Here is a 14865-nt window from a genome sequence, read left to right on the forward strand (position 1 = left end):
CTAGAATCAGAAGTTTTTGCTAAAAACGAATATAACTCATTGATTTTATTATGGTTGATTTAAAAGTTGTTAATAAATGTGACATTTTCCCGATATAAAAAAAACCGCCTGATATATTACAGGCGGTTTTTTATTATTCTTTACGAATTAATTAAACATCGCAGAAATGGATTCTTCGTTGCTGATACGGCGAATCGCTTCAGCCAACATGGAAGAAAGGGTGAGCACACGTACTTTGCCAAGTGCCGCAATTTGCGGAGAAAGTGGGATAGTGTCAGTGACCACGATTTCGTCAAGGGCATCGCTAGCTAGATTTTCGGCCGCTTTACCTGAGAATACCGGGTGGGTAGCATAGGCAAATACACGACGCGCACCGCGTTCTTTTAAGGCTTCCGCTGCTTTGCAAAGAGTACCACCGGTGTCGATCATATCGTCAACGAGGATACAGTCGCGATCAGCCACATCACCGATAATATGCATTACTTGTGCGACGTTAGCACGCGGACGACGTTTGTCGATGATCGCCATATCGGTATCATTTAACAATTTAGCAACTGCACGGGCACGTACCACACCGCCGATATCTGGAGAAACTACAATTGGATTAACTAAGTCGGTTTTTTTCAAGATATCGTCGATTAATACCGGTGAACCAAATGCATTATCAACGGGTACATCAAAGAAACCTTGGATTTGTTCTGCATGTAGGTCGCAGGTTAATACACGGTCGATACCTACAGTGGATAATAAATCGGCAACCACTTTAGCCGTGATTGGTACACGCGCGGAACGTACGCGACGATCTTGGCGGGCGTAACCGAAGTAAGGAATTACCGCGGTGATACGACCGGCGGAGGCGCGGCGTAGGGCATCGACCATCACAATTAATTCCATCAAGTTGTCGTTGGTCGGTGCGCAGGTGGATTGAATAATAAACACATCGGCACCACGCACGTTTTCATTAATTTGCACTTGAATCTCGCCGTCGCTAAAACGTCCTACAGTAGCATCGCCCAGGGATATATAAAGGCGTTCGGAGATTTTTTTGGCAAGTTCCGGTGTAGCATTACCGGCGAAGAGTTTAATATCAGGCATGTTGTGACCTCAGGTTTAGGTTAAGAAAAAATCGGTTTATTGGGAGCGGTTTCAGCGCGATAGCGTGCAAGTAGGCTATGCAACGGTGAAACATTCATTCCGCGAGCGACAAAGCCCTGCCAATCGGCGGGTTTTTGTCGAAATACAGCTTGTGCCGAGGATTCATCGGCAAATTCGGCAAACACGCAAGCGCCTGTCCCTGTCAATCTCGCCGGCGCGTATTGTAGCAACCACTGTAGGGCTTTTTCAACGGCCGGATAGGTGAGACAGACCACTTTTTCGCAATCGTTTGCGAAATTTGTTTGTAATAGTTCTTCAAGCGCTCTTTTGGGTGTTGTACGTGGTAGTTCTGGATGCTTGAATACCGCCGGTGTGGACACAAAGGCATCAGGCTTGAGTAGTAGATAATATTTTTCAGGTGGATTGCAATGTTGCAATTTTTCGCCCACCCCTTCAGCAAAGGCCGCATGGCCATGGATAAAAATTGGTACGTCTGCGCCTAGTTGTAGACCGAGAGCGCTCAATTGCTCTAAGGTCAAGCCACATTGCCATAGTTCGTTTAATACTAATAAGGCTGTCGCCGCATTACTGGAACCCCCACCGATACCGCCACCCATTGGCAAATTCTTCTCAAGCTGAATATCAGCACCTAATGGGTATTGACAATGTTGCTGTAAGAGCTTGGCGGCGCGATAAATTAGATTTTGCTCGACGGGTAAATCGGCAATTTCTGGTGTGATGTGGATTTCATTATCAGCGCGCGGAGTGATGGTCAGCCAGTCGCAGATATTGATAAATTGGAAAAGGGTTTGTAACTCGTGGTAGCCATTAGGTAGGCGACCATTGATATATAAAAATAGATTTAGCTTGGCTGGGCTAGGAAAGCGTGACGGCCAATGTGCAGGGGTAAGAGAATTTGCTTGCGTATTCATCAGAATTGCCAGTCGTCAACACGAATTTTTAGCGTTTGCGCGGTACTTTTATTTTTTAGCAAAATATTTTCCGGCATTTGATTGGTTTGATAACTTAAGTAATCAGCCGTCCATAACGAACCATTCACAGGATAGCTAAATTCTGCCAATAGATGATTGGTTCCCACCTGATAGTCGGCATTGCTTGCCGGTTGACCTTTTAGCCAATAGGCAAAATGCTCCAAAGGAACATCCATACCGATAATTTCCTGTAACAGGGCTTTCGCATTGCGAGCTGATTGACGATTACCTTGATTATCGGAGATGGTCATTCCGCTTGGTTGCATTTCGATCAACAGGGTTTGTTTGCTGATCAGGGAATAGAGTTTTAGGCTGTAGGACTGTGGGCCTGTGTATTGCCAATCAAAACGGCTGGAAAAACGCTCTTGCGGACTGATATAACCGATTTGTCCTTGCGCATGATAGCTTTTGATTTGCTGGATAGTTTGCAGGTGGTTAAGCCAGGCCGCATCGTTTTTATCGATGTATTGTACACCGCTTGGGCGTTCCGCATCCAAGGTACAGCCGGCCAAGATCATGGCGCTAAGACCGGCAAGAAGAAAAGATTTGGTGAATTGCATAATCCGTCCGGAGTCAAAAAACGCGTCTATTCTAAGGATTTGAATACTGATGTCAAAGGGAAAGTGATGGCAATGAAAAAGCCTTTTTCGCTGCTGCTACGGCGACTATGCGACGACGAGTTAATTCATCACGAATGGCCTGCTTTTCAAATCCGTCCCGAATCACTTGTTGCACATCTACCGCAAGTGCCGCTTGGTAAAGGGTATGGATATAGGCTATTTGTGGATAATCTTTGTCTTCAAAACCTAGTCGTCCTCGACTATCGGCTAAGCAGATCAATAGAAAATCTTCAAAACGTGAGGCTTTACGCCACACATCGAAACGATTAAATAATTTCACAATGGTTTCCGCACGCAACTCAAAGGCTTTATGAATATGCGTATGGTATTCAGCAGTTAATTCGGCCAATTCCTGAATAGCATGGGGCGCTTTTAGTCGTTTACATAATAATCGGGTTTGTGCCACCCCTGTTTTTTCATGGCCATGATGGCGAGGCCAAAGTTGCGGGTCGGTTAGCCCTTTGCCTAAATCATGGCAGAGCGCACCGAAACGGACTGCAATCGCACGTTGTGGTTCTTGTTGGGTGAGACGAACAGCTTGTTTTAGTACCAACATGGTATGCAAAAAACTGTCGATTTCCGGATGATGTTGTGGTGGATTTGGGACTCCACTTAAGGCATGTAATTCGGGAAACAATTGGGCGAGGGCACCAACATTTTTTAAGGTTTCAAAATAGACTTCCGGATTGGGTTCGCTTAAGGCTTTTTCCGTTTCCAACCAAACCCGTTCTGCTGTTAAGTGGAGTAGTTCTCCTTGTTGGCAAAGAGATGCCATGAGCTGTAAGGTTTCCGGAGCTATCTGAAAACCGAGGTGATGAAAACGTGCGGCAAAGCGAGCCACTCGCAATACGCGCAATGGATCTTCGGCAAAGGCCGGTGAGACATGGCGTAGTATGCGATTATGCAGATCACTTACGCCATGGTATGGATCATGTAGATTTCCCGCTTCATCTTGGGCAATTGCATTGATGGTTAAGTCACGGCGTAACAAATCCTGTTCGAGACTGATATCTGCCGAAAAATCACAAATAAAGCCATGATATCCCTGACCGGATTTTCGTTCTGTGCGGGCCAGCGCGTATTCCGCTTTGGTTTGTGGATTAAGAAATACCGGAAAATCTTTGCCTACCTGTTGATAGCCTTGTGCTAAAAGGATTTCCGGTGTAGCACCAACTACCACATAATCACGATCCTTGATTGGTAGACCAAGCAATTGATCGCGTACGGCACCGCCGACAAGATAAATTTGCATCATTTACAGTTTATTCGATTTAGATAAAAAAAGCGGGCCGGAGCCCGCCAGAGAAACTAAGACCAACCGTCGCGACGTCGACGTCTTGGTAAAATATGTGGCAAGATCAGGCCGATTAGTAGGCCAACGCCAAGCACCGAACCACCATAAATAAACCATTGGATCGCAATTTCCCGTTTGCCCGCATCCAGCATTGCTTCCAAATCACGGTTTTTATTTTTGGTGATGTCCAATTCCCGTTTTAATTGAGCATTCTGTTCCAATAAATCGCCACTTTGACTTTCAGCCTGTTTAGTGCGGCGTTGCATTTCATTGGTACGTTGCTGCCAATCGTTGTCCAAGCGACTTAATTTCCCCGTCAGCTCTTGAATCTGTGCTTTCAGTTTCGGATTTTCTTCTTTAGCACTTGGAGTACTGGAAAGTTCGCTATTGAGAATCCAGGCTTCGCGGTTTTTGCTGTCGCGAATTAAGCTGTAGCGGCCTTGACTTTCCAGCACTTGTACTGCTTCACCGGCGGAGATTGCACCGGCAATTTTAAATTGGTCGCCGGCTCCCTTACGCAAGTAGGTATTAAGGTTATCGGTAACGTATTGGGTTTCTGCAGCAACAGTAGCGGAAGCTCCCAGCAGTAGCGAAGAAAAAAGCAATTTATTGAAGGTTTTCATTAGCATTCCTTATAGTGGAAAGGCGGTGACTTTGTTTTTTAAACCAACTCTTTTAAAATCAATGAGTTAGCATTAAATTTTAGCAAAACGTTAAAAAACGGCACCGCGTTTTCGGCTAATTAAAGATAGCGCGTAAGACGTAGAAAATTACAATGGCAAAAAATGCTCCGGCCGGCAGGGTAACGATCCACGAACTAATAATGTTGCGGATAACGGTAAGGTTTAAAGCCGCGATACCACGGGCAAAACCAATCCCTAAAATTGCGCCAACCAAGGTTTGGGTGGTAGAAATCGGTAAACCGGTACCGGACGCCACAACCACGGTCATTGCGGTAGCAAATTGTGCGGCAAAACCACGACTTGGCGTTAAATCGGTGATCCCGGAACCTACGGTCGCCATCACTTTTTGTCCCATTGCGATAAGCCCCACGGCAATACCGGCGGCACCTAGCGGCAGAATCCACCACACAAGGGTACTTTTAGCGGTTAAATCACCGTTATTTTGCACAATTGAAACCACTGCGGAAAGCGGACCAATAGCATTTGCCACATCATTAGAGCCGTGGGCGAATGCCATTGCACAGGCTGTCATTAGCATTAAGATACTAAATACTTTTTCCACCGCACCAAAGGTACCGCTGTGGGCTTTTTGGGTGAATTTCTCACTGCGGAAATAGAAGTGGCAGAAAATGATGCCGACAACGCTAATCAATGAAGAGATCATGATGGTCTCGCCATTAGAAAGATGTAATCCGACATGCACTAAACCTTTAGTAATGGTGACCACACTCAGAATCAGGGCGGTGATCCCCATATAGTAAGGGCCGTATTTTTGTGCGTTTTGTAACGGATTATCCGTATCGAAAATTAATTTTTGCGTGCTGGCAAAGATTACATAGGCCAAAATTCCGGCAATAACTGGTGTAATAAACCAGCTACCGACGATAGAACCGATAGTCCCCCAGTCCACCGAGCCCGGGCCGATGGTGATACAGGCAAAACCAATCAGCGCGCCGATAATGGTATGGGTACCGGAAACCGGCCACCCCATTTTGGTGGCGATAAATAGCCAAGCACCAGAGGCAAATAGCGCAGAAAGCATGCCTAAGGCTAATACATCGGGCATTGCCACAAAATGCATGGGATCGATCACCCCGCTTTTGATGGTCTCGGTCACTTCGCCGCCGGCTAAATAAGCCCCAGCCGATTCAAAGACTAATGCAATAAAAATAGCTTGTTTAGCGGTAACAGTACCGGAACCGACGGAGGTCCCCATTGAGTTGGAAACATCATTGGCACCGATACCAAATGCCATAAAAAAACCGAATGCCGCCGTGATGAAAACCAGCCAGCTGCCGTATTCATTAATAACTTCCATAGAAATATCCTAGTGAGTGAAGTTAAGAGCGCGCCAGCATGATTTCAATGCGGGAGCCGACACGTTGCGCTTGATCGGCTAATACACCGACCCATTCTAAAATTTTGTAAAGGAACATCACATCAATTGGATTGTAGTGTTGTTCAATCCCTAATAGGGTTTTACGTAATTGAATTTGCATTTGATCGGTATCGTCTTCAATGGAATCCAACTCCTGGATCATATTGTTGACGATCTTCAGTTCCCGTCCCTTGAAACCGGTTTCTAATAATTCTTCTAATTCCTTAATTACCCGATGGGCTTGGTGCACGGAGTCAAGGCTACGTTGCATGTAGCTTAAGAAGCTTTCCTGCATTTCCTGCGGAATGCCGAATTGACGACCAACCATGCGGCCGGCGATATCTTTGGCATAGTTGGCTAATTTGTCTTGTTGAGTGACCAATTCCAATAAATCTCTACGATCGATCGGCAAAAACAAGCCGCGTGGCAGTTTGAGGCGGATTTCCCGTTTAAGACTGTCCGCTTCCCGTTCCCGTTGGGAGATTTCCAAACGGACGTTTTCCGATTTATCCCAGTTTTTGTCAAAGGTTGCCTGGAAGAAAGGAATAAGTAAATCGCAGCATTCTGTCACTTTGGAGGAGTGTTTTTGCAACGGTTTGAGCGGAGATTGGGCAAATAACCCGAGTATGCTGTTTATCGCCATAATGAGATGGACTCCTGAGGGTTAAAAAAACGGTTGCATCTTACCTGATTTCCCGTGTAAATACACGAAAAAGATCTTGACCGTCGATTTTTTAACTGTATATTTAATCAGCTAAAATCACAGGAGCCAACATGAGTAACGAAGTCGAATTAAAATTGGCCGTCAGCCCTGACGCTTTTCCCATCCTTTCAGAATATCTTAATCAATTCAATATCTTAGAAAATGACACTGTTGCCTTGGGCAATACCTACTATGATTTTCCCGATCGTTTTTTAGCCCAACAAAAAATGGGATTGCGGGTACGCCGTCAAGATGGACAGACAACCCTAACCTTAAAAACCGATGGACGGGTGGTTGGTGGACTACATAGCCGCCCTGAATATAATTTGCCTTTAGCGCAGGATTTACCGCCAACACCAGAGCAGCTTAGAGAACTTTATCCGTTTAGCGAGCTGCCGACTGTCGCCCTTCAGGCTATTTTTACCACTGACTTTACACGTAGCTGGTGGTTGATTGATTTCCAGGGGACTCAAATTGAAGTGGCATTTGATCGTGGTGAAATTGTAGCACAGCAACAGACAATGCCGATTTGTGAGATCGAGTTTGAGCTAAAGAAAGGTGATATATCAACGCTTTTAGATTTTGTGACGGGGCTACCTTTTAACGAAAATATATATTTTAGCGGTGAAAGCAAGGCCAAACGCGGTTATCAACTTGGCAGCAAACGTCTGATGACCGATTGGTTAAATAAATGGCGGGATTTTTTGCAACAGGCACGTCAAATGGATACAACGGATAATGCCGCAGCACAATGCGTCAATTTGTTCAAAATGGAACAGCAATTGATTGAAGAAACTCTGTCTTTTCCAATTAGTACCTTTAGTGTAGATTTTATGAAAACCGTAGAGCGGGTTGGGGCTTTTTTCAACCTTTACCATTATTACGATGAAAACGCTAAATTGTTGGAAAGTGCACTCGCGGAGAAAATTGCCCAAGGTTGTCAATTCGCACCAGATTTACTGGCTGAATTAGTCCAAAGTAATCAATATCTATTAAATGAAATTAAAGAATTAATCCGTTTTCATAGCGAAACGAAAGACAATTTGGCGACGATTGAAAAACTATCGGCTTTGCTGAAAGGGCGGGCTTATTTTGAACGGATGATCAATTTCATGAAACTTAATGCTTAAGCGCGAACCAACCTTGCATGGATGGTAGTTATTCTGTCGCAACCTGTGAAACGCCCCTTAGATTTTCAGCGTTTTTCTTAAAATGGCTTCTAAGTCATTGATTTTATTAGGGTTGTTTTAAAAAGCAAAAATTAAAAGGATAAATGATGGCAAAAGCCCCCAAAACAGCTTACGTATGCAACGATTGCGGAGCTGAATTTTCCCGTTGGCAAGGTCAATGTAGTGCCTGTAAAGCCTGGAATACGATTAGCGAAGTACGTTTGGTTTCTGCAGTCGCCACGACAAAAAATGATCGTTTTAGCGGTTATGCCGGAGAAACTCGGGCTAAAATTCAAACCTTGTCAGAAATTAGTTTGCAACAAACTCCGCGTTTTACTAGTGGATTTAAGGAATTGGATCGCGTATTGGGCGGGGGGATTGTACCGGGGAGTGCTATTTTAATTGGTGGGCATCCGGGCGCCGGTAAGAGTACCCTATTGTTGCAAGTGATGTGTGGTTTAGCTAAGGATATGACGGCACTTTATGTCACTGGGGAAGAATCTTTGCAACAAGTGGCGATGCGCGCCAATCGGCTAGGGCTACCGACCGATAAATTAAATATGTTGTCGGAAACCTCGGTGGAACAAATCTGTAATTTAGCCGACCAATTGAAACCGCAAATTATTGTGGTGGATTCTATCCAAGTGATGCATTTGGCTGATATTCAATCATCGCCGGGGAGTGTCGCTCAGGTGCGTGAATGCGCCTCCTTTTTAACCCGCTATGCGAAAACCCGTCAGGTGGCGATTATTATGGTGGGGCATGTAACCAAAGATGGCACCTTAGCCGGTCCGAAAGTGTTAGAGCATGCGATTGACTGTTCCTTATTATTGGAAGGTGAATCGGACTCCCGCTTTCGTACGTTACGTAGTCACAAAAACCGTTTTGGTGCGGTGAATGAACTGGGCGTATTTGGGATGACTGAACAGGGTTTGCGCGAAGTGAAAAATCCTTCAGCGATATTTTTAAGCCGAGGGGATGAGCAAACCGCTGGCAGTTCGGTAATGGTACTGTGGGAAGGTACACGGCCGCTGTTGGTAGAAATTCAGGCACTAGTGGATCATTCAATGTTGGCGAACCCGCGTCGGGTGGCGGTGGGCTTAGAACAGAATCGTTTAGCATTATTGCTGGCGGTACTACATCGACACGGAGGGTTGCAAATGGCTGACCAAGATGTGTTTGTGAATGTGGTTGGTGGCGTTAAAGTCGGAGAAACCGGAGCTGATTTAGCGTTATTGCTGGCATTGATTTCTAGTTTCCGTAATCGACCGTTGCCGGCGGATTTGGTGGTGTTTGGTGAGGTTGGCTTGGCTGGGGAAATCCGCCCAGTACCAAGTGGTCAAGAACGCATTAGCGAAGCGGCCAAACATGGTTTTAAACGGGCAATTGTGCCCTTTGCCAATAAACCGAAACACGCAGTGGAAAATATGCAAGTGTTTACGGTAAAAAAATTGGCCGATGCACTGGCGATTGTGGATAATTTTTAAATCGGCGTTTGTTGGCCGTGAAACTTATGGCGAAATTCGTTAGAATACGCGCTTTGCGAAAAAGGGGAGACTATGGAAAAGAGACAAAAAGCACTGGATGCCATTGATATTAAGATTCTGAATGAATTACAACGTAACGGAAAGATTTCCAATATTGATTTGTCCAAAAAGGTCGGGCTTTCCCCAACGCCTTGCTTAGAACGGGTAAAACGTTTAGAAAAACAAGGGGTTATCCTAGGGTATCGGGCATTGTTAAATCCTGAGTTATTGGACGCACCATTGTTGGTGATTGTGGAGATCACCTTAGTTCGCGGAAAACCCGATGTCTTTGAAGAATTTAATGCAGCAATCCAGGCCTTGGATGAAATTCAGGAATGTCATTTGGTTTCAGGCGATTTTGACTATTTGTTAAAAACCCGCGTAGCCGATATGGCCGCTTATCGTAAATTGCTTGGTACTACGCTATTGCGTCTTCCCGGTGTGAATGACACTCGTACTTACGTAGTGATGGAAGAAGTCAAACAAACCAATTATCTAGTCTTAAAATAAAAATGATTAAACGTATTACAGAACGCTTTACCCCAAAACAGTATCTGGCCGAATTGATTTTAGGCGTGACCGCTATATTCGGCCTTTATCTGATTATTGCCTGGTCAAGCTATACGCCACTGGATAACTCTTGGGCAACAGCCAGTTATCAAAGCGAAACCATCAATAAAGCCGGTGCATTAGGCGCCTGGATTGTTGATACCTTTTTTGTATTTCTTGGTTACGTCGGAAATTTAATCCCATTTATGGTCTTTTTGGTGCCGGCTTATCTATTGAAAACTAAAGCAGTACGTCAACTTTCTGCAACCCGCATTGCACTACGAACTTTTGGTTTGGTGGTGTTGTTAATTGGTTTAACCATGCTTTCCACCTTATTTTTCAGCGGTACTAATTATTATTTAGCCGGTGGAGTGTTGGGCGGTAGCTTGGTGGTTAACCTTTATCCGACCTTGGGTAAATTCGGTTGTATCTTAGCGGCCATTGTTTTTTCTGTGGTGGGATTTATTTTTTGTTCCGGTGCTTCCTTGATCCGTTTGATTATTCGTTTCTATCATTGGTTAACCATGCAAAATGAAAAAAATGAAGAAGCCCTGTCACAAACTACCAATGTGGATGAGTTAGAAGCGATTGTTATTGATAAACCTGAGGAGCAAGCATCAGATACAGAAAATGTATTGAGTGATATGACGGAAAATGACGCCTCTGATGGGATTGAAAATAATCTTTCCGACAATGTTATTACTGAACCCTCTCCACAATCTCTTATTAATATTAGTGGTTTAAGTGGTAGCGAGCCGGTCGCATCGGGAGTGAATGACGAACAATTTAGTGGCTTCACTATTGATACCGAAAATTTACCGAATGTTTCAATCTCCGCTGAGCAAAGTGCGAATGTGAGTGGGCCAGATAATTTTACCGCCTTATGGCAGGCACCGATGCAGCATACCGATGAAAAATATTCGGATGAGGACGATTTTATAGTGAGTAAAGAGCCGGCTATTCCAACGGTTTCGTTACGTCCACAAAACCAAGAAAGTTCGCTTTCCAATATTGCTGCGACTCCGTCCTTTGAACCACAGGCTGCGGATACCGAGGCGGAAATTGATGCGATGAATGAAGAATTGGCTCGCCAATTCGCCGCTCATCAAGAAGCTCAAATGGCAGAATTGGCAGAGCGAGCGAAGGAAGCACATGCTGAAGATGCGTTAAAAGTGATTTTAGCGAATGATGAACCACATACGAGCGCACAAAGTAAAGCTGCGCCAAATTATAAACCTTATGGTGATTCACTTATTCACCCGGCATTTCAACAACCAAATAAAAAACGTGAAAAACCGACAACGCCGTTACCTTCCTTAGATTTGTTGGAACATTGCCCAGCGCAGGCTCAAAATATTACTCAGGAGGAGATTGTCGAAACCTCCCATCGCATTGAGCAACAATTGCGTAACTTTAATGTCAAAGCCACGGTCAAAGATGTTTTGGTCGGTCCGGTTGTTACCCGTTATGAGTTGGAACTACAACCTGGTGTGAAAGCATCCAAGGTGACTAGCATTGATACTGACTTGGCGCGCGCCTTGATGTTCCGTGCTATTCGGGTGGCAGAAGTGATTCCTGGTAAACCGTATATCGGTATTGAAACTCCAAATGCTCAACGCCAAACTGTACCATTGCGTGATGTGTTGGATAGTGATGAATTCCGTTCTTCAAAAGCCTTGTTATCTATGGCATTAGGTAAAGATATCAGCGGTAAACCGGTAGTGGTTGATTTGGCTAAAATGCCACATTTACTGGTTGCCGGTTCTACAGGTTCGGGTAAATCCGTGGGCGTGAATACTATGATTTTAAGTCTGTTGTTCCGTGTAAGCCCCGATGAAGTTAAATTTATTATGATTGACCCGAAAGTGGTGGAGCTTTCAATCTACAAGGATATTCCACACTTGTTAACGCCAGTGGTGACCGACATGAAAAAAGCCGCCAATGCTTTGCGTTGGTGCGTAGATGAAATGGAGCGTCGTTACCAATTATTGTCGGCATTAATGGTGCGTAATATTGAAGGCTATAACGAGAAAATCGATGAATACGAAGCCATGGGTATGCCGATCCCGAATCCGTTATGGAAACCGGGTGATACCATGGATAACGCCCCACCGGCTCTAGAAAAACTAAGCTATATTGTGGTGGTTGTGGATGAATTCGCCGACTTGATGATGGTGGCGGGTAAGCAAATTGAAGAATTGATTGCACGTCTTGCGCAAAAAGCGCGGGCAATTGGTATTCATTTAATTTTGGCCACCCAACGCCCATCCGTGGATGTGATAACCGGTTTGATTAAAGCCAATATTCCAAGCCGAATCGCCTTTACAGTGGCAAGTAAAATTGACTCCCGTACCATTTTGGATCAGGGCGGAGCAGAAACCCTATTGGGGCGCGGAGATATGCTATATTCCGGCCAAGGATCTTCCGATTTAGTGCGGGTTCATGGTGCCTTTATGAGTGACCAAGAGGTTGGCCGTGTTGCCGATGATTGGCGGGCTCGTGGCAAACCGAATTACATTGAGGGCATTTTAGAAGGTAATGAGGACGAAGATGCCTCAGATAAACCGGCCTCCGATGGTGAATTGGATAAATTATTTGATGAAGTGATGAATTTTGTCTTGGAATCGGGTAATACCTCCACATCCTATGTGCAACGTAAATTTAGTATCGGTTTTAACCGTGCTGCGCGCATTATGGATCAATTGGAAGAACAGGGTATTGTTAGCCCGATGCGCAACGGTAAACGCGAAATTTTAGCGCGTCGTCCCGATTTTTAAATAGAAGGAAAAGCTATGTTTAAAACACTCAAAAAATCCTCGCTTGCTTTATTGACTTTGGCGGCGACACAGGTTGCTTTAGCCGATCCGATGGGCGAATTACAAAGTCGTCTGAGTCAGGTAAATGTCTTAAGCGCGGATTTTAGCCAAACAGTGACAGCCGCCGGTGGAAAAAACGTGCAGCAAGGCAGTGGTAAGTTACAAATTAAACGCCCAAATTTATTCCGTATGGATACCAAATCCCCGCAGGAAACCCAAATTATTTCCGATGGTAAAACCTTATGGTATTACGATCCCTTTGTTCAACAGGTTACTGCGCAATGGGTGAAGGATGCGGTAAACAATACGCCTTTTGTATTGTTAACCAGTGATGATAAAAGCCATTGGGCACAATACGATGTTAGCCAACAGGCCGATTCTTTTACCCTTAAACCTAAAGCTAAAAACAGCAGTATCAAACAATTTGATATTCGGGTGGATGCCAACGGGGTGTTGAAAAACTTCAGCACCACAGAAAAAGATGGTCAAACCAATCTGTATGTGTTGCGTAATATCACCAACCAGGCTTTACCGGACAACCTATTCCAATTTGCCGTACCTAAGGGGGTTGAATTGGATGACCAGCGTAAAGGCAAAAAATAACTTCTTGTATTGGCACAGACTGGCTGTGCCATTTTTCTTTTATATGGCAGAACAATGACAAATCTTGGTTTTGATTTCAGCGATAACGAATTTCAACCTCTAGCCGCCCGCATGCGACCGAACGATCTCAGCAATTATTTCGGTCAAAGCCATTTATTGGCGCCGGGTAAACCCTTACGTCGGGCAATTGAAGCGGGCCATGTTCATTCCATGATTTTGTGGGGGCCTCCGGGAACCGGCAAAACGACCTTAGCAGAAATCATTGCCCATCGTATTAATGCCGATGTGGAGCGGATTTCAGCGGTTACCGGCGGGATTAAGGAAATTCGAGATGCAATTGAGCGCGCCAAGCAAAATCGCTTGGCCGGTCGACAAACCATTTTATTTGTGGATGAAGTGCACCGTTTTAATAAAAGCCAGCAAGATGCATTTTTACCGCATATTGAAGACGGTACCGTTATCTTTATTGGTGCGACGACCGAAAATCCGTCCTTTGAATTAAATAATGCGCTATTGTCACGGGCACGTGTGTATGTGTTGAAATCCCTTACTGCAGCGGAAATTCGCGAGGTATTACAACGTGCATTGCATGATAAGGAACGGGGCTTAGGCAACGAACCATTAATTCTCCAAAGGGAGGTGTTGACGCTACTCGCCGATTATGTGAATGGAGATGCCCGTTTAGCCTTGAATTGTTTGGAATTAATGTGTGATATGGCCGAGCAACAGGCTGACGGCAAGCATCTTACTCCAGAATTATTAACTGAGGTTCTTGGCGAGCGGCAGGCACGTTTTGATAAACAAGGTGATCGATTTTACGATTTGATTTCTGCACTACATAAATCTGTGCGAGGATCCGCGCCGGATGCAGCCTTGTATTGGTATGCGCGGATTATTACTGCCGGTGGAGATCCGCTGTATGTAGCACGGCGTTTATTGGCTATTGCTTCGGAGGACATTGGCAATGCGGATCCGCGCGCTATGCAGGTTGCGATCAGTGCCTGGGATTGTTTTACTCGAGTTGGGGCTTATGAGGGCGAGCGGGCGATTGCACAAGCGATTATTTATTTGGCGGTCGCCCCGAAAAGTAATGCCGTGTATAACGCGTTCAATGCAGCTAAAAGATTGGCTAGGGAATCGGCTGATTTTGATGTGCCACCGCATTTACGTAATGCACCAACGAATTTAATGAAAGAGTTGGGCTATGGTGCGGAATATCGTTATGCTCATGATGAGCCGAATGCTTATGCCGCAGGCGAAAATTATTTTCCGCCGCAATTGGCGCACACGCAGTTTTATTTCCCTAATGAGCGCGGAATGGAAATCCAAATTAAGGAAAAATTAGCGCGCTTACGCCAAATGGATGAAGCGGCGACCAAGAAGCGTTATTAGGCTTTGAGGCAAACGCCCCCTTAAAAATGGGCGTTTTTCTTAAAA

General features: G+C 45.0%; 13 protein-coding genes. 6 read left to right on the plus strand and 7 right to left on the minus strand.

Features of this window, described 5'->3' with window-relative positions; genetic code table 11:
* Positions 1-147: 147 nt before the first annotated feature.
* From CKV74_RS07525 to CKV74_RS07555, 7 genes are all read right to left on the minus strand, one after another.
* Positions 148-1095, minus strand: a complete 948-nt coding sequence (locus tag CKV74_RS07525) for a ribose-phosphate pyrophosphokinase (RefSeq protein WP_095176961.1) — start codon at positions 1093-1095, stop codon at positions 148-150.
* Between the two features lie 20 nt (positions 1096-1115).
* Positions 1116-2027, minus strand: coding sequence for a 4-(cytidine 5'-diphospho)-2-C-methyl-D-erythritol kinase (ispE, locus tag CKV74_RS07530; protein ID WP_007241485.1), 912 nt, complete (start codon positions 2025-2027; stop codon positions 1116-1118).
* Positions 2027-2647: a lipoprotein insertase outer membrane protein LolB gene (gene lolB, locus CKV74_RS07535; protein WP_007241479.1), complete on the minus strand. Its 621-nt coding sequence runs from the start codon at positions 2645-2647 to the stop codon at positions 2027-2029. Before lolB ends, ispE begins: the two co-directional genes overlap by 1 nt.
* A 52-nt stretch (positions 2648-2699) precedes the next feature.
* Positions 2700-3959: a multifunctional CCA addition/repair protein gene (locus CKV74_RS07540; RefSeq protein WP_039847715.1), complete on the minus strand. Its 1260-nt coding sequence runs from the start codon at positions 3957-3959 to the stop codon at positions 2700-2702.
* Between the two features lie 56 nt (positions 3960-4015).
* A complete protein-coding gene (locus tag CKV74_RS07545) occupies positions 4016-4624 on the minus strand; it encodes a TIGR04211 family SH3 domain-containing protein (RefSeq protein WP_007241427.1) in 609 nt (202 codons plus the stop codon).
* 115 nt (positions 4625-4739) lie between these two features.
* Positions 4740-6002, minus strand: coding sequence for an inorganic phosphate transporter (locus tag CKV74_RS07550; RefSeq protein WP_095176962.1), 1263 nt, complete (start codon positions 6000-6002; stop codon positions 4740-4742).
* Positions 6003-6024: 22 nt separating this feature from the next.
* A complete protein-coding gene (locus CKV74_RS07555; RefSeq protein ID WP_007241462.1) occupies positions 6025-6705 on the minus strand; it encodes a TIGR00153 family protein in 681 nt (226 codons plus the stop codon).
* 131 nt (positions 6706-6836) lie between these two features.
* Between CKV74_RS07555 and CKV74_RS07560 the strand changes: the two genes are divergently transcribed.
* The 6 genes from CKV74_RS07560 to CKV74_RS07585 all read left to right on the plus strand — a co-directional run bounded on the left by CKV74_RS07560 (position 6837) and on the right by CKV74_RS07585 (position 14820).
* Positions 6837-7895, plus strand: a complete 1059-nt coding sequence (locus tag CKV74_RS07560; protein ID WP_007241488.1) for a CYTH domain-containing protein — start codon at positions 6837-6839, stop codon at positions 7893-7895.
* 146 nt (positions 7896-8041) lie between these two features.
* Positions 8042-9421: a DNA repair protein RadA gene (gene radA, locus CKV74_RS07565; RefSeq protein ID WP_095176963.1), complete on the plus strand. Its 1380-nt coding sequence runs from the start codon at positions 8042-8044 to the stop codon at positions 9419-9421.
* A 72-nt stretch (positions 9422-9493) separates the two neighbouring features.
* Positions 9494-9970 carry a leucine-responsive transcriptional regulator Lrp gene (gene lrp / locus CKV74_RS07570; RefSeq protein ID WP_007241422.1) on the plus strand — a complete coding sequence of 159 codons (477 nt, stop codon included), beginning with the start codon at positions 9494-9496 and terminating at the stop codon, positions 9968-9970.
* A 2-nt stretch (positions 9971-9972) separates the two neighbouring features.
* The gene (locus CKV74_RS07575; protein ID WP_095176964.1) at positions 9973-12786 is read left to right on the plus strand and encodes a DNA translocase FtsK; all 2814 of its coding nucleotides are present in this window, start codon (positions 9973-9975) and stop codon (positions 12784-12786) included.
* A gap of 15 nt (positions 12787-12801) precedes the next feature.
* Positions 12802-13428, plus strand: coding sequence for an outer membrane lipoprotein periplasmic chaperone LolA (gene lolA / locus CKV74_RS07580; RefSeq protein ID WP_007241484.1), 627 nt, complete (start codon positions 12802-12804; stop codon positions 13426-13428).
* Between the two features lie 54 nt (positions 13429-13482).
* Entirely contained in the window at positions 13483-14820 is a 1338-nt protein-coding gene (locus CKV74_RS07585) for a replication-associated recombination protein A (protein ID WP_007241433.1), read from the plus strand.
* Positions 14821-14865 lie beyond the last annotated feature (45 nt).

Origin of the sequence: Haemophilus pittmaniae (assembly GCF_900186995.1) — a bacterium.
GTDB classification, from domain to species: Bacteria; Pseudomonadota; Gammaproteobacteria; order Enterobacterales; family Pasteurellaceae; genus Haemophilus_D; species Haemophilus_D pittmaniae.

What these genes read in the sequence shown, in the direction of transcription:
- CKV74_RS07525 (WP_095176961.1), bottom strand. Translation starts at nt 1,095, where the DNA reads ATGCCTGATATTAAACTCTTCGCCGGTAATGCTACACCGGAACTTGCC.
- ispE (WP_007241485.1), bottom strand. Translation starts at nt 2,027, where the DNA reads ATGAATACGCAAGCAAATTCTCTTACCCCTGCACATTGGCCGTCACGC.
- lolB (WP_007241479.1), bottom strand. Translation starts at nt 2,647, where the DNA reads ATGCAATTCACCAAATCTTTTCTTCTTGCCGGTCTTAGCGCCATGATC.
- CKV74_RS07540 (WP_039847715.1), bottom strand. Translation starts at nt 3,959, where the DNA reads ATGCAAATTTATCTTGTCGGCGGTGCCGTACGCGATCAATTGCTTGGT.
- CKV74_RS07545 (WP_007241427.1), bottom strand. Translation starts at nt 4,624, where the DNA reads ATGAAAACCTTCAATAAATTGCTTTTTTCTTCGCTACTGCTGGGAGCT.
- CKV74_RS07550 (WP_095176962.1), bottom strand. Translation starts at nt 6,002, where the DNA reads ATGGAAGTTATTAATGAATACGGCAGCTGGCTGGTTTTCATCACGGCG.
- CKV74_RS07555 (WP_007241462.1), bottom strand. Translation starts at nt 6,705, where the DNA reads ATGGCGATAAACAGCATACTCGGGTTATTTGCCCAATCTCCGCTCAAA.
- CKV74_RS07560 (WP_007241488.1), top strand. Translation starts at nt 6,837, where the DNA reads ATGAGTAACGAAGTCGAATTAAAATTGGCCGTCAGCCCTGACGCTTTT.
- radA (WP_095176963.1), top strand. Translation starts at nt 8,042, where the DNA reads ATGGCAAAAGCCCCCAAAACAGCTTACGTATGCAACGATTGCGGAGCT.
- lrp (WP_007241422.1), top strand. Translation starts at nt 9,494, where the DNA reads ATGGAAAAGAGACAAAAAGCACTGGATGCCATTGATATTAAGATTCTG.
- CKV74_RS07575 (WP_095176964.1), top strand. Translation starts at nt 9,973, where the DNA reads ATGATTAAACGTATTACAGAACGCTTTACCCCAAAACAGTATCTGGCC.
- lolA (WP_007241484.1), top strand. Translation starts at nt 12,802, where the DNA reads ATGTTTAAAACACTCAAAAAATCCTCGCTTGCTTTATTGACTTTGGCG.
- CKV74_RS07585 (WP_007241433.1), top strand. Translation starts at nt 13,483, where the DNA reads ATGACAAATCTTGGTTTTGATTTCAGCGATAACGAATTTCAACCTCTA.